Genomic DNA, 19,486 nt, shown 5'->3' with positions numbered 1-19,486 from the left:
CATGAACCAGCCCAAGATTGATCTGAGCCCCAAGGTCTCCGACGAGGTCCGCAAGACGACCTGCTATATGTGCGCCTGCCGCTGCGGCATCAACGTGCACATGAAAGACGGCAAGGTCGCCTATATCGAAGGCAACCGTGACCACCCGGTCAATCAGGGCGTGCTCTGCGCCAAAGGCTCGGCGGGCATCATGCAGGTCAACGCGCCCTCGCGCCTGCGTGCCCCGCTGAAACGCGTGGGTCCGCGCGGCTCCGGCGAGTTCGAGGAAATCTCGTGGGATGAAGCGCTCGATCTCGCGACCGAATGGCTCGCACCCGTCCGCAAGAAAAACCCCGAAAAGCTGGCGTTCTTTACAGGGCGCGACCAGTCGCAGTCCTTCACCTCCTTCTGGGCGCAGGGCTTTGGCACACCGAACTATGCCGCACACGGCGGCTTCTGCTCGGTCAACATGGCCGCCGCTGGCATCTACACGATGGGCGGCGCGTTCTGGGAATTCGGTCAGCCGGATTGGGATCATACCAAACTCTTCATGCTCTTCGGCGTGGCCGAAGACCACGACAGCAACCCGATCAAGATGGGGCTCGGCAAGATCAAGAAACGCGGCGCGCGCGTCATCGGCGTCAACCCGATCCGCACCGGCTATAACGCCGTGGCTGACGACTGGGTCGGCATCACGCCCGGCACCGACGGCCTGTTTATCCTGTCGATGATCCACTGCCTGATGAAGGCGGGTAAAATGGATCTCAATTATCTGGCCCGATACACCAACGCCCCGGTGCTGGTGATCAACAACCCCGGCAGGGCCGACCACGGCCTCTTGATGCGCGACGCCAACGGCAAAGAACTGGTCATCGACCGCAAGACGGGGCAACCCACGCCTTTCGATCAGCCCGGCGTGCGCCCCGATCTGTCTGCCACCTACGACAAAGACGGCCAGACCCACCGCCCTGTCTTTCACCAGATGATCGAGATGTATCTCGACGACCAATACGCGCCCGAAAAGGTTGCCGACCGCTGCGGCATCCCCGCCGCGCGGATCCGCGCCATCGCCGCTGAACTGGCGCGGGTGGCCTTTGACGAGGCGTTCGAGCTTGACCGGCCCTGGACCGATTTCCGCGGCGAGACCCACGACAAGATGATCGGACGGCCGGTGTCCTTCCACGCCATGCGCGGGATTTCAGCGCACGCCAACGGCTTCCAGACCTGCCGCGCGCTGCACACCCTGCAGATCATCCTCGGCACGGTCGAGGTACCGGGCGGCTTCCGCTTCAAACCGCCCTATCCGAAACCCGCCACAGCGCACCCCAAGCCGCACTGCAAGGTCACGCCCGATGGTCCGCTTGACGGCCCGCATCTGGGTTTCGTTCACGGCCCCGACGATCTGGCGCTGAAAGCAGACGGGTCACCTGCACGCATCGACAAGGCGTTTACATGGGAAAACCCGATGTCGAGCCACGGCCTCATGCACATGGTGATTTCAAACGCCTATGCAGGCGATCCCTACAAGATCGACGTGCTCTTCATGTATATGGCCAACATGTCGTGGAATTCGTCGATGAATACGCGCGGCGTGATCGATATGCTGACCGACAAGGACGACAGCGGTGAATACGTCATTCCCAAGATCATCTACTCCGACGCCTACAGCTCCGAGATGGTCGCCTATGCCGATCTGATCCTGCCCGACACGACCTATCTGGAACGGCACGACTGCATTTCCCTGCTCGACCGCCCGATCTGCGAGGCAGACGCCGCCGCAGACGCAATCCGCTGGCCGGTCATCGCGCCTGACCGCGATGTCATCGGCTTTCAGTCGATGCTCTGCACCTTGGGTGCCAAACTGGGGCTGCCCGGTTTCGTGAATGAAGACGGCAGCCAGAAATACGCCGACTACGGCGATTATATCGTCAACCACCAGCGCAAGCCGGGGATCGGCCCGCTCGCAGGGTTCCGCGGCGAAAACGGCGACAAGGCAGGCCGCGGCGAGGTCAACCCCAACCAGCTCGACCGCTACATCGAAAACGGCGGCTTTTTTGTCGAACATATTCCGGCAGAGGCGACCTACTACAAACCGTGGAATTCAGCGTATCAGGACTGGGCCGTCGGCATGGGGCTCTATGATGCGCCGCAACCCTACCTCTTCTCGCTCTACTGCGAACCGATGCGCCGGTTCCAGCTTGCCGCCGAAGGCCACGGAGACCGCCAGCCGCCGGATCACCTGCGCGACCGGATCAAGGCCAATATGCAGCCGCTGCCGATCTGGTACTCCTGCGAAGAAGAAAACCGGGCAGACGCGTTTCCGGTAACCGCCCTGACGCAACGGCCCATGGCGATGTATCACTCATGGGGGTCTCAAAACGCGTGGCTGCGGCAGTTGCACGGACACAACCCGCTCTACCTGCCCACCAAGCTGATGCGGGAAAATGACCTGCAGGATGGCGACTGGGCACGGGTCACCTCGCCACACGGCGAGATTACCGTGCCGGTGCTGGAAATGGCCGCTCTGAATGAAAACACGGTCTGGACGTGGAACGCCATTGGCAAGCGTAAAGGCGCATGGGCACTCGAAGAGAACGCCCCCGAAGCCACACGCGGCTTCCTGCTCAACCACCTTATCCACGAGTTGTTGCCGCCCAAGGGCGACGGGTTGCGCTGGTCCAACTCCGATCCGATCACCGGACAGGCCGCTTGGTTCGATCTCAAGGTCCGCGTGGAAAAAGCGGCACCACCCCCTGCGGAATCCAGACCCGGTTTTGATGCGATCAAATCCCCCGTCGGCACAGGCCCCAAAGACCTCATCTGGAAGGTGGGCAAATGACCTGTGTTTGCGCCCCGCTCTTTCACTTTGCCCGAAAAACTCCGGGGGAGCGCGCCCCGCGCGCGGGGGCAGAGCCCCCTAACAGCATCATAATCTACCGGTCGCTGCACACCGACGTGATACCGACGTTTTACCGACCCGGAACCGATACGCCACAGACCCCGAAAAATGAGGCCACGGCATGACCACTCTCCCGACCCATACCGACCGCAAACTCGGCCTTGTCATCGATCTTGATACCTGTGTCGGCTGCCATGCCTGCGTTATCTCCTGCAAAGGCTGGAACACCGAAAACTACGGCGCGCCCCTCAGCGATCAGAACGCCTACGGGGCTGACAACAGCGGCACATTCCTCAACCGGGTGCACTCTTACGAGGTCCAGCCCAAGGAAGATGCGGCAGCCCAGTTGATCCACTTTCCGAAGTCCTGCCTGCACTGCGAAGACGCGCCCTGCGTTACCGTCTGCCCGACCGGTGCGAGCTACAAGCGGACCGAAGACGGGATCGTTCTGGTGAACGAATCCGACTGCATCGGCTGTGGCCTGTGCGCCTGGGCTTGCCCTTACGGAGCGCGCGAACTTGATCAGGCCGAAGGCGTGATGAAGAAATGCACACTCTGTGTCGACCGCATCTACAACGAAAACCTGCCCGAAGAAGACCGGCAACCCGCCTGCGTGCGGACATGCCCGGCCGGCGCGCGTCACTTCGGCGATCTGGCAGACCCGGACAGCGACGTCAGCCAACTGGTGGCCGAACGTGGCGGAATCGATCTGATGCCAGAGCAGGGCACCAAGCCGGTCAACAAGTACCTGCCCCCGCGCCCCAAGGACACACTGGCCAGAACCGAAGAGGAATTTGACGTACTCGCCCCCTTCCTCGCACCTGTTGCCGAAGAGCCAAAAGGCTTTCTCGGCTGGCTTGACAAAACGCTGGAGAAACTCTGATGCACCCCGCGCCTTCCGTCATTTTTTTCACGACTTTCAGCGGCTTGGGGTTCGGCCTCCTGTTCTGGCTCGGCCTTGGCCAGCCACAGGTCACCGGCTGGATGGCGTTTGCATTTTTCGCAATCGCCTACGTCATGGCCGTGGGCGGATTACTCGCCTCCACGTTTCACCTCGGGCGTCCCGAACGCGCGATCAAGGCCTTCACGCAATGGCGGTCCAGCTGGCTGAGCCGCGAGGCATGGTGCGCTGTTGTCGCCCTGATCGTCATGGGCCTTTACGGCGCGGGTCTGGTATTCTTCGGCGCCCGCTGGTCCCTGCTTGGTGTCATCGGCGCTCTGGCGTCGCTGGCCACGGTGTTCACCACATCGATGATTTACACCCAGCTCAAGACCATTCCACGCTGGAACATTCCGCTGACCCCGCTGAAGTTTCTGGTCTTCTCCATTGCCGGCGGCGCTTTGCTGGCAGGTCAGGTGATGATGGCCATATTCCTGCTGCTTGCAGCCGGTTTCGTGCAACTGGCCACATGGATGATGGGCGACAAGGCCTTTGAAACATCAGGGACAACACTGGCGACAGCAACCGGTTTGGGCACGCGTGGAGACGTCCGCGCGTTTGAGCCGCCGCATACGGGCACCAATTACCTGCTGCGCGAATTCGTCCACGTCATCGGGCGCAAGCACGCCACAAAGCTGCGCGTGATCTCACTGATCCTGATGGTCGTGCTGCCGGTGATCCTGCTGATGCTGCCCTTTTCGCACTTCATCGCGTTGCTCGCCGTCGCCTGTCATGTGGCAGGGGTACTGACAGCGCGTTGGTTGTTCTTTGCCGAAGCCGAGCACGTTGTCGGGCTGTACTACGGCAAGCGCTAAAGCGGCAGGCGGCGCTCGACCACACGCGCCATGATGGACGCACCGACCGGCAGTATCTCTTCGCCCAGTACAAAGCCGGGATTGTGCAAAGGCAATGTCCCGCTGTGGCCAAGAGCGCAATATGCACCGGGCACAATACGCAGCATATCGGCAAAGTCCTCCGAGCCTGTGGTCGGCGGTTCGGCATCCGACACATTCTGTTCGCCGACGATATCCGCGGCAGCCTCGAGATAAGCATCAGACAGTTCCGCATCGTTGACCAGCACGTCGAAAACACGGCGCAGGTCAAGCCGCACTTCCACGTCGTGGGCCAAGGCAACCCCGTCGCAGAGCGCCTGCATCCTGCGGGCTGCCAGCGCGTAGATGTCATCATTAAAATAGCGGATCGTGCCTGCCAGCGACGCGGTTTCAGGCACCACGTTGTAGGCCGCACCAGAATGAAGCTGCGTGATCGACAGGACACAGGTCTCTTGCGGCGGTACATTACGCGCAAGGATGGTGTTCATCTCGGTTGCAAGGCTCGCCCCGATCATCAGCGCGTCTTTGCCTTCATCAGGGTGCGCCGCATGAGCGCCCGCGCCCTTGATGTTGATGTCGAAAAAGGCAGCACCGGCCAGCGCTGGCCCCTTACAGATACCAAACTTTCCCGGGCGTCCGTTGGGGTAGTTGTGCATGCCGTAGATCTCGTCACACGGAAAGCGTTCGAACAGCTTGTCAGCGATCATTCCCAGCGCACCGCCCAGCCCTTCTTCCGCCGGTTGGAAAATCAAGACAGCAGTGCCATCGAAAGCCCGGTGAGCCGCAAGGTGTTTCGCCGCACCCAGCAACATCGTCGTGTGCCCGTCATGGCCGCAAGCATGCATCACACCCTCTGTACGCGATGCATGTGGCACGCCACTGGCTTCGACGATGGGCAGCGCGTCCATATCCGCGCGCAAGCCTACCCGCCGGTTGCCCTGCCCCTTGCCGCGTACAATGCCCACGACACCGGTACCTGCAATGCCCTCATGAACCTCGTCAACGCCAAAGTCACGCAGCTTCTGCGCGACGATGCTGCTTGTTCGCTTTTCCTCAAACCCCAGTTCAGGATGAGAATGAAAGTCGCGAAAGAGGTCTGTCAGCTCTTTGTGGCTTTCGGCGATCGTTGGAAGGATATTCATGGCGGCAGGCTCCGGTCAGATACGCTTGGTACCACAAGGCCCCATGGGCCTGCCAAGGTCAATGGCGCGGAGACCACACGGTCTCCGCGCCATCGGTCAGTTCATCAAGCCGGCGTGCCGCAACCCGTCGTCCACCAGCGCCCTTGTGCTGTCGGACAGCGCTGTAAGAGGCAGGCGAACCTCGTCAGAACACAGGTCGAGCCTTGACATGGCATATTTCACGCCAACCAGACCGGGTTCGGTAAAGATCGCCTTGTGCAACGGCATCAAGCGGTCCTGAATTTCCAGCGCAGCGCTGTAATCCCCTGCAAGGCAGGCGGCCTGCATTTGGCTGAGAAGCTTTGGTGCGACATTCGCCGTTACCGAGATACAGCCGGTGCCGCCTTGCGCGTTGAAACCATGCGCAGTTGCATCTTCGCCCGAAAGTTGGATGAAGTCCTTGCCGCAAGTAATGCGCGTGTCACAGACCCGTGCCAGATCGCCGGTTGCATCCTTGACCCCGATGATGCGGGGCAATTCGGCCAGCTTTCCCATCGTCTCAGGGGTCATGTCGATGACTGACCGGCCCGGGATGTTATAAATGATGATCGGCAGATCCGCACAGTCATGCAGCGCCGTGAAATGCGCGATCAACCCCGATTGCGTGGGCTTGTTGTAATAGGGGGTCACCACCAGTGCCGCGTCCGCGCCGACAGCCTTGGCGTGCCGCACAAAGCGAATTGCCTCGAGGGTATTATTTGACCCGGCCCCGGCGATCACGGGCACCCGTCCATCTGCTGCCTTCACAACTTCTTCGACAACCTGTTCATGCTCGCTATGGGTCAGGGTTGGGCTTTCACCGGTGGTCCCCACGGGTACCAGGCCGTTGCTGCCTTCACCGATGTGCCACTCGACCAGTTTCTTGAGCGTATCCAGATCCAGTTCGCCGTTCCGAAACGGCGTGACGAGGGCAGGCATTGAACCTTTAAACATTTTCACGCTCCTTTTAGCATTGTGGCCGGCAAATGGCCTGAGATTAACACAATGTCACCACAATCGTGATTTGATCGTGACTCTCTTATGTTTATGTATGTGAGGCTCTAGCCTTCAAACGCCAAGGAATGCAAGTGATCGCACGGGTATTCATCACACTGGCAATCGTTTTGTCGACGGTACTGCCTGCCAGCGCGGAGCGTCCGCGCCCTTTGGGCTGGGCAATCGAAGCTATGCAAAGCGGGGATTGGGACGCGGCTTTACAGATCGCCGGCAAGGATGGGCTGGTCGCGCGAGACATTATCGAGTGGGCACGGCTTCGCGATGGGCAGGGAAGCTTTCGCGAAGTTGCCGCGTTTTTGCAGCGCCGTCCCGACTGGCCGGGGGAACGCTATCTCCGGCGCCAGTCGGAAAATGCCGTCCTTGCTCAGAGCGACGCAACGGTGCTTGCGTTTTTTGCGACGACACCCGCACAGACGCCCGGAGGGGTCTTGCGCCATGCAACTGCGCTGACCGCCGCTGGCCGTACCTCAGAGGCTGAAACGACCTTGATTACCGCGTGGCGCGACATGCCCATGGGATCAGCGCAGCAAGCGATGTACCTCGCGGCACATGCCGCGCTGCTAAAGGAACATCACGATGCCCGATTGGACGCGATGCTGTGGCGCGGCGCCAACGGTAACGCGCGGCGCATGTTTGATCTGGCCAGTGACGGTGCCGTGGCGGCAGCCAAGGCGCGCATCGCGCTCCGCGCGGGTGAGAAAGGCGTCGACACGCTGATCGAAGCCGTGCCTGAAAGCCACGCGAAACAGGGCGGCCTTCAGTATGAACGCTTTGCATGGCGCGTTCGGAAAGGCCGGACCGACGCGGCGGAAGATCTGCTCATTGAAACCTCGACCAGCGCAGATGCGCTTGGCCGGCCCGAGGCGTGGGCAAACCGTCGCCGCTCGCTGGCGCGGGCCGAGATGCGCAGCGGAAACCCTGAACGCGCGTACGAAATTGCCGCGCGCCATTTTCTCGAGGCCGGCGCTGCTTATGCTGATCTTGAGTGGCTCTCAGGTTATATTGCGCTGAGCAAACTCAACGAGCCGGAAACGGCGCTCAGACATTTCGAAAACCACAACGCTGCAGTGAAGTCGCCTATTTCGAAAGGCCGCGCAGGCTATTGGCGGGGTCGCGCCCTTGAGGCTTTGGGCAACGTTGCATCGGCAGATCAGGCCTATACCAGCGGGGCGGAATTCCAGACGTCGTTTTACGGACTGTTGGCTGCAGAGCGCGCGGGGCTGCCTTTTGACCCCGAGCAAGACGGCAGGTCGCCGGCGCTGGACTGGCGCAGTAGTGAACTCGTGAACGAGCCGCTTTTCGAGGCGGGATTGCTGTTGCAGGCATCCGGGTCGCTCAACCTTGCGGAACGGTTCTGGACCCACCTTGCAGAAAGCCTCGATTACGCGCAGGCAGCCCTGCTGGCTCAAGCCGCAATCGACGTGGAACAACCGCATCTGGCGGTCATGATCGGCAAGCGCGTCGCGCAACGCGGGATCGTTGTTGAACACGGATACTACGCATTACACCCCGTCGCCCAGCAAGACCTGCCAATGGCCCGCGAGATGACCTTGGCAATCGCCCGCCGGGAAAGCGAGTTTGACCCCGGTGTTCAAAGTGGTGTTGGCGCCCGCGGGCTGATGCAGATCATGCCAGCCACGGGTGCCGAAGTCGCGCGCCAGATGGGGCGCGCGGGCGAGCATTCGACAGCACGCCTGATTTCCGATCCGGTCTACAACGCTGAACTGGGTGCCGCGTATCTCTCGCGGCTTGCCCGACGGTTCGAGGGTAATGTTGTCATGATGTCCGCAGGCTATAACGCAGGCCCGAGCCGTCCCGACCGCTGGATGCAAATATTCGGCGATCCGCGCCGTGGCGAAATGGATATTATCGACTGGATCGAACACATCCCCTTCCGGGAGACGCGCAACTACGTGATGCGCGTCACGGAAAGCCTGCCCGTCTATCGTTCGCGTCTTGGCGAAGATCCGCTGCCAGTTCCCTTTAGCGAGGAGTTGCGCGGCTCAAGCTTGTTGGCGTTCGCGCCAAAAGGTGAATAGCCCTGCAGCGACGATGATCGTCACACCCAGTGCGACGTTTGGCCGGAGCGTCTCGCCGAACACCAAGATGCCAAGTGATGCGGCAAAAACCAGCTGAAAATAGGCAAAGGGCTGTACCGCGCTGGCCTCCGCCACCTCGTAGCACCGGATCAGCAACCAGTGCCCGCCTGCGCCGGTCACACACAAAAGCATCATCCACCCCCAGTCGGGTGCGCTCATCGGCTGCCACGAAAATACGCCAACCAGTGTCAGCGCAACCGCCCCGACGGTACCCGTCCAGAAAAAGCTGGTGGCCGTGCTGTCGTGCCGCCCGGCGTAGCGTGTCATCAGCGAATAGAGGGCAAATATCGTGGCAGCCGCCAGAGGCACCACCGCCGCGGGGTCAAACACGCCGACACCCGGCTGCAGGATTACCAGAATGCCCACGAACCCGACGCCGATGGCAGCCCAGCGGCGCCAGCCGACATGCTCGCCCAAAACCGGGCCGGACAGCGCCGCAACGATCAGTGGATAACACGCAAAAACCGCGTGGCTTTCCACCAATCCCAAAAGGGTAAAGGCCGCGATCATCACGCACACTTCGGTGGCCAGCAGCAATCCGCGACACGCTTGCAGAACGGGCTGTTGCGTCCGGGCAGCCGCGCGCACCCCGCCTGCTTTGCGAGCGGCCACGGTGATGACAAATGCAGCAAAGAACCAATAGCGGATCATCACCACCATCGTCACATTGTAGGTGCTCGCCAGATGACGCGATATGCCATCCTGCACCGCAAAAACCATCGAAACCATGAGCATCAACAGGATACCCAGCCGAATGTTGTTGCCTTGTGTCATCCGCGCAGTACGGCGCGTGTCATATGCCGTTTGCGGCCGTACCCCGCTACACGCGAGACATCGAACCCGGCAGCCTCCAGCCCACGACGCACAAAGCCTGCCGCCGTGTAGGTCGCGCAAGTCCCGCCCGGTGCAGTGTGGTCTGCTACGTCACGCATCAGGGCCTCGTTCCAAAGCTCGGGGTTTTTTGCCGGCGAAAACCCGTCAAGGAACCACGCGTGCGCATGTCCATCCCACACGGGCACGGCCCTGCGTGCATCCCCGATAATCACCCTCAACTCCGCCATATCGCCGAAACGCATGACGCCACCTGCAGGCGACCACTGCGCCACAAGTTGGCCCGCGTCATGGTCCAGTTCGGGGAACGCCGCGAGCGCCGCGCGCATGTCCGCGGTACGCATGGGAAATGCTTCGAAACTTGTGAAATACAACGTTCCGGCCACACCCGCCCCTGCCCAGGCCTGAAGGGTCGTCAGAAAATTCAAGCCGGTACCAAACCCCAGTTCGGCAATGTGAAAACCATCTGCAAAGCGCGCGGGCAGGTCATTGCCAGAAAGGAATACATGTCGGGTTTCGGCCAAGCCGTCCTCGAGGCTGAAGTACGGATCGTCAAAGCGCGTGGAGACCGGAACATCGCCGGGGCGCCATGTCACATCTGCCGTCTGGTTCTGCACGGGCGAGCCTTGTAGGGTGGTGGATGATAAGCGCGACACTGGGGCAGAAGACGAGGTTTGGCAATGGTCGATGTGACAGTTCGCGGCGCCGGCATTTTTGGCCTTTCAATCGCATGGGCTTGTGTCGAGCGCGGCGCGAAAGTCCAGATCATTGATCCCTTCGGACCCGGTGCTGGCAGCAGCGGCGGCGTCGTCGGCGCGCTGGCCCCACACGTGCCGGAAAACTGGAACAGCAAGAAAGCTTTTCAGCTTGAGAGCCTGCTTATGGCAGAGAAGTTTTGGCAAAACGTGTCCGACACCGGTGGTCAGCCCGCCGGATACATTCGAAGCGGGCGCGTGCAGCCTTTGGCTGATGATCGCGCATTGTCGCTCGCACGTTTGCGCGAAAAGAGTGCAGCAACGTTATGGGCCGAGCATGCAACGTGGCGCGTGGAACGCCATTCGCCGGAACCATGGATGCCGGCCAGCCCGTCCGGCTGGGTTGTCCACGATACGCTCAGCGCCCTGATCCACCCGCGGCGCGCCGTATCTGCACTGGTCACTGCTCTTGCCGCGCGGGGCGTGCAGGTATCGCACGATGGGCCGGATCGGGGCTGCGTCGTGTGGGCCACCGGTGTGTCCGGGCTGGAACAACTCACCAAGGAAAATACGCGTATGGTCGGGACCGGCGTCAAGGGTCAGGCTGCATTGCTGAAACATGATGCCCGCGGCAAGCCGCAGTTGTTCGTGGACGGGCTGCACATCATCCCGCATCTCGACGGCACTGTGGCGATCGGATCGACCACAGAACGGGACTACACTGATGCCGGTCGTACAGATGAACAACTCGACTCGCTGATTGACGCCGCGCGCCGCGCCGTTCCCGTTCTGGCAGATGCCCCTGTGACCGACCGCTGGGCCGGTGCCCGGCCAAGATCGCGCAGCCGTGCCCCGATGCTGGGTGCCTGGCCAGGCAAGCCGGGGCATTTTATCGCCAACGGCGGCTTCAAGATCGGGTTCGGGATGGCGCCCAAAATAGCCTGCGTCATGGCCGACCTGCTTTTGGATGGCAAAGATACCATTCCGCCGGATTTCAACGTCGCAGCGTCACTCTGATCTGGGTTCGGCCGTCGCGGACATGCACTGACGCCCATCCGGGCCTGCGCACCAGAGCTGATTGCCGCTCCGGCATAGACGTGCCGTTTCAAAGTGCATCAGCGGCGCGGTTGCGCGAAAGGCAAAGCCGGCCAGCGGCCCGAGTTCGGCCTCGGCTTTCAACATGAGCAACTGCGCCAGCAACGGCCCATGCACCACCAAACCGCCATACCCCTCGACCTGCTGTGCATATTCAAGGTCATAGTGGATGCGATGCCCGTTGAACGTGAGGGCCGAATAGCGAAAAAGCACGGTTGAATCAAAAGACACATGGCCTTCGGTGTCGCATTCCACCGGTGCGGCAGTCGGCGACGCGGGCGTACTGCCGCTGCTTCTGTCCGGCAAATAGACCAGATCCTGCCATTCCGTCACACAAAGGTTTCCATCTTGCTCGATGTCATGCTGCAACGTGACCAACGCCAGAGGGCCACTGCGCCCTTCCTTGTGTTCTGCACGGATACAGCGGCTGGTTTTGCGTGCCTCTTGACCTGCCCGCAGCGGTAAATGAAAGGCGAGGCGCCCGCCCGCCCACATGCGTCGCGGCAAACCCATATCGGGGATCAAACCGCCGCGTTGGGGGTGGCCGTCACGCCCCAGTTCTTGTGCCGGTCGCGCGTGCCAGAAGTAAATCTGATGGAAGAAAGGCGGCAAGGGCGCGCCGGAACCGAAGCTGGCTTCAAGCCCGAGAGTGACCGCCAAGGCGTTTGCTCGGTCCGGGTCCAGAACATCACTTTGACTTAACGATAAGGCTATAGCATCTTGCATGGCCCACTCCAGTAACAAGGAACACCGGCGTGTCGCAATCAGAAATTCAGTGCCGCGTTCGCGCGCTTGATCACCTTGTTCTCACGGTCCGGGACATCCCCGAAACGGTTCGCTTCTATACACAGGTGCTAGGGATGCGGGGCGAGCAGTTTACCGTGGCAGATGGCAGCCGCCGCTGGGCACTGAAATACGGCCTCCACAAAATCAACCTGCATCAGGCCGGGCGCGAGTTCGATCCAAAGGCCGCCAATCCGACATCAGGCTCGGCAGACCTGTGTTTTCTCACGGACGCCCCGATAGACGACTGGATGCACCATCTCGCCATTCATCAAGTCGATATTATCGAAGGCCCCGTCGCCCGCACTGGTGCTCAGGGGCCGATCACATCTGTTTATGTGCGCGACCCTGATGACAACCTGATCGAAATATCGGTGCAGGAAGCTTAGCGCCCGATCTCGGCGCGCAGGCTTTCCATCAGTTCGTTCAGGGTTTTGGTGTAAATCTCAGACGTGAGGTGACCGTTTTCGTCAAACTGGTTGCTGCTGTCCGCCAAATGCATCTCGGGGCCCTGCAGGATACGCGGGCGAAATGGCACCATAAAGCTGCGCAATACCAGTTGCGCGCGTTCTCCGCCTGCGCGACCCGCCGCAGCAGACATCACCGCCACCGGCTTGCCATTCCATGGCGCCCCTTTTGTGCGAGATACCCAATCCAACGCGTTCTTCAACACGCCACTTGGCCCCTTGTTGTATTCAGGCGTTGAAATGACCACTGCATCCGCCGATGCGATCTGATCGGCAAGCGTCTGTACGGCTGGCGGCACCCCGTCTGCCTCTTCAGCATCACCGTCGTAGAGCGGGAAGTTCAAGTCAGCGAGGTGGAATGTGCACTCGCCAAACAGACGCGCGGCCTCGCGCACCAGCTTTGTGTTAGTTGCTTCCGACCGTAATGACCCGGAAATGCCGAGCAAGGTGACCTCTGACATAACTAAACCCCTTTGTTTCTTTCGCCGCTCAACCTGTAGTGCTTAATCAAAAAAGCAAGAGGCCCCGCCCAAAGACGAGGCCGCATCATAGCGTTATTCTATCCGGCTCAGGCGTTCGGCAGGATCACAATTTCGACACGTCGATTGCGGGCCTTACCTTCGGCGTTGAGATTGCTGGCTATCGGCTGGCTTTCACCGCGGCCAAAAGTCTGCAGTCTGCCAGAGGGAACGCCTGCATTCACGAGGATGCTGGCAACGGCATTTGCGCGTCGCTCCGACAGTTGCTGGTTATACGCCGCATCGCCGTCGCTGTCCGTGTGACCGACAACCTGAATCGTTGAATTCGGGTATTGGCGCAGGTTACCTGCGACTGCATACAGGTCATCCTGAAGGTCAGGGCGCACGGCAAAGCTGTCGGTGGCAAACAACAGATCCTGTGGCAAGCTTACGATGAGCCGATCACCGGTGTTCGTGATCTGCACGTCGTCGTTTCCGATGTCACGCCGCAGATCAGCCTCTTGCTGGTCGAGGCTGTATCCGATACCTGCGCCGATTGCGCCGCCGACAACGGCACCAACCAGTGCGCCCTGATCGCGATTGCCGTCACCGCGCGACAACGCACCGGCCAACGCACCCGCGCCTGCGCCAATCAGGGCACCTTGTTGTGTTTTGGAAAAGTTGCCGTTTTCATCGAGTTGAGCCGGGTCGGTACAGGCACCGAGGGCGACCGCCCCGCTTAGTGCGAGAACGACAGGTGTTCTGAAAAAAGTCATTGTGTACTGCCTTCGTTAGTTGCGGCCCCGTTCGGGCGGGGCGTCGTTTTGATACCAGCAGTATATGGGGATCGGCGCGGGGCATACAAAGGGGAAAAGCAACAGTCAGAGCACCAAGCGATCATATTGGCGTTATTCAGCCGTTTGGACCGCCTCGTATGCAAGCATCGCCCTCTTCATCGGCAAACCCCAGTGATAGCCTCCCAGACCGCCTGACTTGCGCAAGGCGCGGTGGCAGGGGATCAGCCAACTGATCGGGTTGCGCCCGACGGCGGTGCCAACCGCACGCACCGCGCGCGGCGAGCCCACGGCCTGAGCAATTTCAGAGTATGTCGTCACATGGCCGGAAGGAATGCTGAGCAGCGCCTCCCAGACCTTGATCTGAAAAGGCGCACCAATGAGATAGAGCGGCGCGGGATCGAGCGTATCGCCAGCAACGCCAAAGGCCTGTTGAACCCAAGGCCGCAGGCGCATGGGATCTTCGGTAAAGCGTGCTTTGGGCCAGCGCGACACCAGATCTTGCAACGCCTCTTCTTCGCCCATTTCTGCGGCGAAACCCATGCCGCAAATCCCTTTCTGGGTTCCCATGACGATTGCCGGACCAAACGGGCTGTCGAACCAGCCCCAGAAAATCTCAAGCCCTTGCGCGCCGCGAGCAAAATCTCCGGGGCTCATGGCTTCCCAGCGAACGAACAGATCATGTAGCCGGCCGCTTCCCGAAAGTCCCACGGCGTGGGCTGCGTCCAGCGTCGTAAAGCGTTCGCTCAGCAGGTTTTTCGCGTGGCCGAGTGTCAGGTACTGTTGATAGCGCTTCGGCGACACACCAACCCAGCGCGAAAATACCCGCTGGAAATGCGCGGGGCTCATCCCGATGTCTGATGCGATCTGTTCCAGCGAGACCGGGTCTTCGGCGGCGTCGATCGTGTCGATCGCCCGGCGAATGACCTGATAGTGGTAGCTGTCTTCGGCGACGGAGGAGATGGGCTGGTGCTGTGTCATGACCCAGATGTAAAAGATTGCGCCGGCCCGTGCGACCCGTTTCCTGCGCAATTAAGCCCGAAGCTTTTGCGGGATTTCGGCAAGGTTGCGATCTCTGCTGGAATGTCGCAGCAGAAACACGGCCTCTTTTTTGCTCAGACATGGGCGGGCCGTCTGCATCTGCGTGGTGTTACCGTCAAAAAGCTGTTCGAGGTGTAACCTGTCGCGCCCGTGCAGCCGTCGCAGTGTTTCGACACCGGTAAACATACTTTCCACCCAAGCACCCTCAGCCGCGATGATCTGGTGATCCGCACACAGGATATGCGTCACCGTAAAGCTGCGCGAAGGTATGACAGCCTGCGCGCGGCCTGCCTCCACCCACGCTTTGGCGGGGGCAAGAACCTCGGATGAAAAGAACATCAATTCGGCAATTGCAGAGTGGACTAGCACGCGATGATCGCCTGTGAGGTGCAAATCATGAGTCGGGCACCCGGGTCCAAGAGCCCCTGCCGGCAGACACACCGGCGCCTCGTTGGGGTGCGCCTGAAAATATTCGGACGGCAGCTTTGTCCGTCCAATCCACAGAATTGGCTGGTATCCGTGATCGCGCGTCAGCACCCTGTCGGACGTTTCAAGCCATTCCACAGGAATCTCGCCATTGTCTGTCGCAATCATTGTGCCGGGGCCAAAACATGCAACACTGCTTGTCTCGTAAGTTGTGTAATTGTTGCGCGAGGCATTGTTGTTCTTTCCTCCGATCTTCTCGCCTGCCTCGCTGGATCCGGTGTAAGTATATGATTCTCCCGGCGTCATCGGCTCGCTCGGGATGAAACCGATAACCTCGCCGTCCATCTCAAAGACCGTCACTGAAAAAGAATCGCCGTCTGCGGTTTCGTACCAACGGACCTCTTCTACGTAAAACTGCCCTGCGTGCGCCAAGGACCCGTCCGAATTATAGATGTAGGCGGTTTGATTTGCGTCATCACCCACTTCGTCGTTGCTTTCATCACCATCCGCGAAGTTATCATTGTCCGTCACTTCAAAGCGAACGCGGTCTTGCGACGGTTTGTAGCCCGGTGCCAGCACCGCGTCCCCTGTATTGGGGTCGATTGTGAATGTGTCCGGCGCGTAGCCGTAAAATGTATGTGTTGGCATGCGAGGGGTTGCTTTCAAAGACAGACAGTCTTTTTTCAGAGATTGCTCAATAAATGGCTCATTTTTCGCCACGTATTTTTGTCAAAAGCCACATAGTTTAGTGGCATGACTTGCTCCCCGCGATGAAAATCCTCATAGGAGGAACATGGCAAAACAACTCGGCTACCACATGATCCGCGAAATATTCACGCGCTTTCAAGCAGCAGACCCCGAACCAAAGGGCGAGCTGGAGCACGTGAATGTCTATACACTCGTGGTGGCCGTGGCGCTGAGCGCGCAAGCCACTGATGCGGGCGTCAACAAGGCGACACGTGCACTCTTTGAGATTGCCGATACACCGCAGAAGATGCTCGATCTGGGGCTTGACGGTCTGATCGAACACATCAAAACGATCGGGCTGTACCGGCAAAAAGCCAAAAACGTCATGAAACTCAGCCAAATTCTCGTCGACGATTACGGCGGCGTCGTGCCAAACAGCCGCGCCGCATTGCAAGGGTTGCCCGGCGTTGGCCGGAAAACCGCCAATGTCGTGTTGAACATGTGGTGGCAATATCCCGCACAGGCGGTCGATACACACATTTTCCGGCTGGGAAACCGCACCGGTATTGCTCCGGGAAAAACGGTTGAGGCCGTCGAGCGCGCTATTGAAGACAACATTCCGGCTGATTTCCAACTTCACGCTCACCACTGGATGATCTTGCATGGGCGGTATCACTGCAAGGCGCGCAAGCCCATGTGCCCGACCTGCATCATCCGAGATCTCTGCCCATTTGAGGACAAGACCCAATGAAAACCTACGACGTCGTTGGCATCGGCAATGCAGTTGTTGATGTCATTACCCATGCGGATGACAGCTTTCTTGACCACATGGGAATTGAAAAGGGCATTATGCAGCTTGTCGACCAAAGCCGCTCCGAGACGCTGTTTGCATCGATGAAAGACCGGCTTCAAACACCGGGCGGCGCAGTGGCGAACACGGTCGCAGGGGCCGGCGCACTGGGTTTGCAAACTGCATTTATCGGTCGCGTGCGCAACGATGCGCTGGGGCGGTTTTATGCCAGCGCGATGACCGACAATGGCATCGATTTTGTCAATGATCCGGTCGACGGTCATGACGTGGCTACGTCGCGGTGCATGATTTTTGTGACGCCGGATGGCGAACGTTCTCTTAACACATACCTTGGGATTTCCACCGGCCTTACGTCGGACGACGTTCCGCAGAGTGTGTCCGGAAACGCGCGCATCATGTTTCTGGAAGGGTATCTTTTTGACCACGATGCGGGCAAAACCGCGTTTCGCGAAGCAGCCCGTGCAACAAAAGCGGGTGGCGGCATCGCGGGCATCGCGATTTCCGACCCTTTTTGCGTGGAACGTCACCGCGACGACTTTCTTTCATTGATTGAAAACGACCTCGATTACGTCATCGGCAACCAGCACGAGATCGAATCTCTTTTTGAGTCCGATTTCGAAACCGCGCTGGCGAAAACGGCTGAAATCTGCCCGCTTGTCGTGGCGACGCGTTCTGGCGATGGCGTCTCGGTGCTTAAAGATGGACAGCGTTGGGATGTACCCGTCGAAACCGTGACCCCCGTTGATGCCACAGGTGCCGGCGATCAGTTTGCTGCGGGCTTTCTTTATGGCCTTGCCAACGGCCGCGACATGGAGACATGCGCGCGCATGGGCAATTTGTGCGCCGCAGAAGTGATCAGCCATGTGGGACCACGCCCGCAGACTGATATGATGGCCGCGTTCAAGAACGTTGGTCTGATCTGAAATGATCGCGGACGGCTTGCACGATGTGCCACCCGGCAAAGTGGCTATGATCGTTACGCATCTGGAGATGACCGCAATTCCTGAATTGCGCCCGGTCGAATTACCAGAGGGTGTAAGCTTTCGCGCAGTTGAGGCGACGACCGACTGGTTTCGCGACATATTCCATCGGGTCGGCTCGTTGGAGTGGCTGTGGTACGGGCGGCTAAAACTGGAAGATGCCGCGCTTGACGCCATTCTCAGCGACCCGCTGGTGACACACCACACCTTGTCGTATGGCGGAAACGACGAAGCGCTGCTGGAGCTTGATTTCCGGCAGGAAGGTGCCTGTGAGCTATCCTACTTTGGTCTGACAACAAAACTTATCGGTAGCGGGTCGGGGCGCTTTCTGATGAACGAAGCAATCACGCGCGCATGGCAGCGCCCGATCAGCCGGTTTCACGTACATACCTGCACCATTGATAGCCCGCAGGCGCTTGGCTTTTACCGCCGCAGTGGATTTAAACCGGTGCGCCAGCAGGTGGAAATCGATGATGACCCGCGCTTGTCCGGACTTTTGCCAGCGCACGCGGCACGCAACGTTCCGATCTTTAAACCTTGAGGTGCTCGGCAAAGGCCGCAAGCACGCCTTCGTAAACGCTGCGCTTGAATGGCACGATATTATCAACCAGTTCAGATACAGGCAGCCAACGCCAGCGCGAAAATTCGGGGTGGCTTGTTTCGATGTTGATGTCGCTGTCATCGCCGGCAAAGCGCATGAGAAACCACTTCTGCTCCTGACCGCGGAAACGCCCCTTCCAAAGTTTTGGAACAAGATCATGTGGCAGGTCGTAGGGTAGCCAGTCAGGCGTCTCTGCTATTACATTGACCAGTTCCGGGCGCACGCCGGTTTCTTCGCCCAATTCGCGCAGTGCGGCGGTCTTTGGGTCTTCGCCCTTTTCCACTCCGCCTTGGGGCATTTGCCAAGCGGCCAGCTCGCTGTCGAGCCTTTGGCCCACAAAAACCTCTTGCCGGTCATTCATCAGCATCACACCGACACAGGGCCGGTAAGGGAGTTGGGCAATCTCGTCTGGCGTCATGTGAGGTGTTTCTCCATCTCGGCGCGTTGCAGGTGTTCGCCGGCGCGTTCTACTGTTTCATTCTGGATAGTCAAAAAGCCAACCTTGCGAAAGGCCGGCTGTGCCATGAGGCTGGCATGGGTGTGCAGTCGCGCGATCCCAAGCTCTCGCGCAGCAGCTTCGAGTTTGCGGTAAAGCATACCAAAGAGACCGGAGCCGCGATGTGACGGCAGAATATAAGCGAGATCGAGATAGCCATCCTCCGCCAGTGTCATGAAACCTACTACCGTGCCTTTGGCCTCTGCCAGCACCACGTGTTGCGCGCGCAATCCGTCGGCAAAAACCTCGGGCGCTGGTGCTTGCGGCATCCAGGCCATTCGTTGTGCTTGCGTGTAGGGGCTGGGGCCATCCCGAACGGCGTCAAAGAATACCTGTGACAGCGCAGCGGCGTCTTGATCAGGGTCGGCCCACCTAAGCACCGGATACTCCTTTT

At 59.8% G+C, this 19,486-nt stretch carries 20 protein-coding genes; 9 read left to right on the top strand and 11 right to left on the bottom strand.

The window, feature by feature from the left end:
- Nucleotide 1: 1 nt before the first annotated feature.
- The 3 genes from AC2D8V_RS01620 (at nucleotide 2) to AC2D8V_RS01610 (ending at nucleotide 4,633) form a co-directional block, all read left to right on the top strand.
- Nucleotides 2-2,818, top strand: coding sequence for a molybdopterin oxidoreductase family protein (locus AC2D8V_RS01620; RefSeq protein WP_484731769.1), 2,817 nt, complete (start codon nucleotides 2-4; stop codon nucleotides 2,816-2,818).
- A 181-nt stretch (nucleotides 2,819-2,999) separates the two neighbouring features.
- Nucleotides 3,000-3,761 carry a 4Fe-4S dicluster domain-containing protein gene (locus AC2D8V_RS01615; protein ID WP_484731768.1) on the top strand — a complete coding sequence of 254 codons (762 nt, stop codon included), beginning with the start codon at nucleotides 3,000-3,002 and terminating at the stop codon, nucleotides 3,759-3,761.
- Nucleotides 3,761-4,633, top strand: a complete 873-nt coding sequence (locus AC2D8V_RS01610) for a dimethyl sulfoxide reductase anchor subunit family protein (RefSeq protein ID WP_484731767.1) — start codon at nucleotides 3,761-3,763, stop codon at nucleotides 4,631-4,633. The genes AC2D8V_RS01615 and AC2D8V_RS01610 overlap by 1 nt, the downstream gene beginning before the upstream one ends.
- On the opposite strand, the gene AC2D8V_RS01605 is transcribed toward AC2D8V_RS01610, so the two are convergent.
- Nucleotides 4,630-5,793, bottom strand: coding sequence for a M20 aminoacylase family protein (locus AC2D8V_RS01605; protein WP_484731766.1), 1,164 nt, complete (start codon nucleotides 5,791-5,793; stop codon nucleotides 4,630-4,632). The two genes, AC2D8V_RS01610 and AC2D8V_RS01605, sit on opposite strands and share 4 nt — an antisense overlap.
- 96 nt (nucleotides 5,794-5,889) lie before the next feature.
- Nucleotides 5,890-6,765 carry a 4-hydroxy-tetrahydrodipicolinate synthase gene (gene dapA, locus AC2D8V_RS01600; RefSeq protein WP_484731765.1) on the bottom strand — a complete coding sequence of 292 codons (876 nt, stop codon included), beginning with the start codon at nucleotides 6,763-6,765 and terminating at the stop codon, nucleotides 5,890-5,892.
- A gap of 128 nt (nucleotides 6,766-6,893) precedes the next feature.
- Between dapA and AC2D8V_RS01595 the strand changes: the two genes are divergently transcribed.
- Entirely contained in the window at nucleotides 6,894-8,867 is a 1,974-nt protein-coding gene (locus AC2D8V_RS01595; RefSeq protein ID WP_484731764.1) for a lytic transglycosylase domain-containing protein, read from the top strand.
- Here the strand turns inward: AC2D8V_RS01595 and AC2D8V_RS01590 are convergent.
- Both AC2D8V_RS01590 and mnmC2 read right to left on the bottom strand, forming a co-directional pair.
- Nucleotides 8,832-9,701: a DMT family transporter gene (locus AC2D8V_RS01590; RefSeq protein WP_484731763.1), complete on the bottom strand. Its 870-nt coding sequence runs from the start codon at nucleotides 9,699-9,701 to the stop codon at nucleotides 8,832-8,834. The two genes, AC2D8V_RS01595 and AC2D8V_RS01590, sit on opposite strands and share 36 nt — an antisense overlap.
- Nucleotides 9,698-10,375: a tRNA (5-methylaminomethyl-2-thiouridine)(34)-methyltransferase MnmC2 gene (mnmC2, locus tag AC2D8V_RS01585; protein WP_484731762.1), complete on the bottom strand. Its 678-nt coding sequence runs from the start codon at nucleotides 10,373-10,375 to the stop codon at nucleotides 9,698-9,700. Before mnmC2 ends, AC2D8V_RS01590 begins: the two co-directional genes overlap by 4 nt.
- Nucleotides 10,376-10,438: 63 nt before the next feature.
- Here mnmC2 and AC2D8V_RS01580 point away from each other — a divergent pair, with 63 nt between their 5' ends.
- On the top strand, nucleotides 10,439-11,470 hold the full coding sequence (locus AC2D8V_RS01580) for an NAD(P)/FAD-dependent oxidoreductase (RefSeq protein ID WP_484731761.1): 1,032 nt from the start codon (nucleotides 10,439-10,441) through the stop codon (nucleotides 11,468-11,470).
- Here AC2D8V_RS01580 and AC2D8V_RS01575 read toward each other — a convergent pair.
- Nucleotides 11,462-12,274, bottom strand: coding sequence for an HTD2 family dehydratase (locus AC2D8V_RS01575; RefSeq protein ID WP_484731760.1), 813 nt, complete (start codon nucleotides 12,272-12,274; stop codon nucleotides 11,462-11,464). The two genes, AC2D8V_RS01580 and AC2D8V_RS01575, sit on opposite strands and share 9 nt — an antisense overlap.
- 29 nt (nucleotides 12,275-12,303) lie before the next feature.
- Between AC2D8V_RS01575 and AC2D8V_RS01570 the strand changes: the two genes are divergently transcribed.
- A complete protein-coding gene (locus AC2D8V_RS01570) occupies nucleotides 12,304-12,720 on the top strand; it encodes a VOC family protein (protein WP_484731759.1) in 417 nt (138 codons plus the stop codon).
- Here AC2D8V_RS01570 and AC2D8V_RS01565 read toward each other — a convergent pair.
- The 4 genes from AC2D8V_RS01565 to AC2D8V_RS01550 all read right to left on the bottom strand — a co-directional run bounded on the left by AC2D8V_RS01565 (nucleotide 12,717) and on the right by AC2D8V_RS01550 (nucleotide 16,165).
- Nucleotides 12,717-13,259, bottom strand: a complete 543-nt coding sequence (locus AC2D8V_RS01565; protein ID WP_484731758.1) for an NADPH-dependent FMN reductase — start codon at nucleotides 13,257-13,259, stop codon at nucleotides 12,717-12,719. The two genes, AC2D8V_RS01570 and AC2D8V_RS01565, sit on opposite strands and share 4 nt — an antisense overlap.
- A gap of 107 nt (nucleotides 13,260-13,366) precedes the next feature.
- The gene (locus AC2D8V_RS01560) at nucleotides 13,367-14,032 is read right to left on the bottom strand and encodes a YiaD family glycine zipper/OmpA-like lipoprotein (protein ID WP_484731757.1); all 666 of its coding nucleotides are present in this window, start codon (nucleotides 14,030-14,032) and stop codon (nucleotides 13,367-13,369) included.
- Between the two features lie 132 nt (nucleotides 14,033-14,164).
- Nucleotides 14,165-15,031: a methylated-DNA--[protein]-cysteine S-methyltransferase gene (locus AC2D8V_RS01555; protein ID WP_484731756.1), complete on the bottom strand. Its 867-nt coding sequence runs from the start codon at nucleotides 15,029-15,031 to the stop codon at nucleotides 14,165-14,167.
- 51 nt (nucleotides 15,032-15,082) lie between these two features.
- Nucleotides 15,083-16,165 carry a Hint domain-containing protein gene (locus AC2D8V_RS01550; RefSeq protein ID WP_484731755.1) on the bottom strand — a complete coding sequence of 361 codons (1,083 nt, stop codon included), beginning with the start codon at nucleotides 16,163-16,165 and terminating at the stop codon, nucleotides 15,083-15,085.
- 145 nt (nucleotides 16,166-16,310) lie between these two features.
- Between AC2D8V_RS01550 and nth the strand changes: the two genes are divergently transcribed.
- The 3 genes from nth to AC2D8V_RS01535 are packed head-to-tail and all read left to right on the top strand — an operon-like array spanning nucleotide 16,311 to nucleotide 18,536.
- Nucleotides 16,311-16,955 (top strand): endonuclease III, encoded by a 645-nt coding sequence (gene nth / locus AC2D8V_RS01545; protein ID WP_484731754.1) that lies wholly within the window; start codon nucleotides 16,311-16,313, stop codon nucleotides 16,953-16,955.
- The gene (locus AC2D8V_RS01540) at nucleotides 16,952-17,938 is read left to right on the top strand and encodes an adenosine kinase (RefSeq protein ID WP_484731753.1); all 987 of its coding nucleotides are present in this window, start codon (nucleotides 16,952-16,954) and stop codon (nucleotides 17,936-17,938) included. The genes nth and AC2D8V_RS01540 overlap by 4 nt, the downstream gene beginning before the upstream one ends.
- Nucleotide 17,939: 1 nt before the next feature.
- Nucleotides 17,940-18,536: a GNAT family N-acetyltransferase gene (locus AC2D8V_RS01535; RefSeq protein WP_484731752.1), complete on the top strand. Its 597-nt coding sequence runs from the start codon at nucleotides 17,940-17,942 to the stop codon at nucleotides 18,534-18,536.
- Here the strand turns inward: AC2D8V_RS01535 and AC2D8V_RS01530 are convergent.
- Nucleotides 18,526-19,014, bottom strand: a complete 489-nt coding sequence (locus AC2D8V_RS01530; protein WP_484731751.1) for an RNA pyrophosphohydrolase — start codon at nucleotides 19,012-19,014, stop codon at nucleotides 18,526-18,528. The genes AC2D8V_RS01535 and AC2D8V_RS01530 overlap by 11 nt on opposite strands.
- Nucleotides 19,011-19,472, bottom strand: coding sequence for a GNAT family N-acetyltransferase (locus tag AC2D8V_RS01525; RefSeq protein WP_484731750.1), 462 nt, complete (start codon nucleotides 19,470-19,472; stop codon nucleotides 19,011-19,013). The genes AC2D8V_RS01530 and AC2D8V_RS01525 overlap by 4 nt, the downstream gene beginning before the upstream one ends.
- Nucleotides 19,473-19,486 lie beyond the last annotated feature (14 nt).

The sequence above is a fragment of the Roseobacter sp. YIN89 genome, assembly GCF_057219365.1.
Note: the sequence above shows the minus strand (reverse complement) of the source record. Positions and strands in the feature narration are given on the sequence as shown.